The 1329-nt window shown below is 34.5% G+C and carries 1 protein-coding gene; it reads right to left on the reverse strand.

From position 1 onward, the window contains the following. Positions 1 to 15: 15 nt before the first annotated feature. Complete coding sequence (locus tag JCM15548_RS20470) at positions 16 to 1119, reverse strand: ISAs1 family transposase (protein ID WP_062129078.1); 1104 nt, start codon at positions 1117 to 1119, stop codon at positions 16 to 18. Positions 1120 to 1329 lie beyond the last annotated feature (210 nt).

Raw genomic sequence — 1329 nt, forward strand, 5'->3', positions numbered from 1 at the left:
CCAGGGTCAACGCATTTAAATTTTTATAATATCCAGTAAAAATTTATTATCCCAACCGGCTCTCAGTCTTTTTGATTTAAGACTTCCTTTGGATTGATCTTTTTTTAATATGTTCAGAGCCATTTTTTGTATTAAAGCAAAGTTTTCAGCAGACCGTCCATTTCTTTTTCGTTGGTAATCTTCATTAAAGACCATGTCCAAAGTCCAATGTAAGGAATTCTCCACACTCCAGTGCATCCTTATGTATTTATTGAAATCAATTGCGTTTAAATTAAGGCTACTAATGTAATATCTGGTTTCTGATTCAGTTTTTTCTTTTAGAACTCTTTTTGATGTGATCTTTATAATGCTGTTTAGGTTTTCCCATTTCTCTTTGCTATCAAGGAACTTTAGATCTGTGATAACTTCACATTTTCTTGTTTCTATGCGGCCGTGTCCCTTCTCAGTTTCTTCACAGGTTGAGTTGGGTTTTTGTATTTTAAACAAGCTTTGCGCTTCTTCGTTGATTTCTTTCTGGTTGCCTTTTAATGCTAAAATGTAATCAGCTCCTTTGGTCACGATCTTTTCAGCAATAGCTTTTTGTGTGCCCATTGCATCAATAGTAATGATGGAGCCCTCAATGTCCAAAAGATCGAGCAGTTTTGGAATTGCGGAAATTTCATTCGACTTATCTTTTGTTTTATACTGACCAAGTACCAACTGGTTTTTGCATGCCCATGCATTGACTAAATGAACGGGTGATTTTTCATTAAATGTATCTTTTGACCTTCTGACAGTCTTTCCGTCAATTGCAATCAGCTCAATATCAATATTTTTGTCGCGCAAGGAATTAACCCATTTTATAAAGACTTCTTCAAACAGTTTAGGATCCAATATCGAAAACACACGGTTGATTGTGTCGTGTGAAGGAATCCCGTTTCGCAATTTTAGAAACTGCTTCAAAAAATCTATTTTTGTTTTGCCAAAAAGTTCAATAGAATCCCAGGATTCAGCGCCGCATACAACTGCTAAAATTGTTAAAACGATAATGTCTAATAATTCATGCCGTTTATTACGTTTAATTCTTGGATCTGGAAATCCTCCGAAAAATTGATGCAAAGAAGTCCGTTTTGTCGTCATGTGTTTTTTTTACAAAAATCGGAATGCTTTGCTTGTTATTGCGCTATTGCCATTATCAATTTACTAACAATCAAACGATTAGTTATTAACAACAACCATAAAAAAAGATGTTTTCACAAAACCTAATCACCACCAATGTTGAAAACCTGTTAATATCAAGGCCGAATTTTTAGTTTTTATTTTTTTCATGCGTTAACCCTGGGCGAAGTA

This window comes from Geofilum rubicundum JCM 15548 (genome assembly GCF_000974365.1).
Lineage (GTDB): Bacteria > Bacteroidota > Bacteroidia > Bacteroidales > Marinilabiliaceae > Geofilum > Geofilum rubicundum.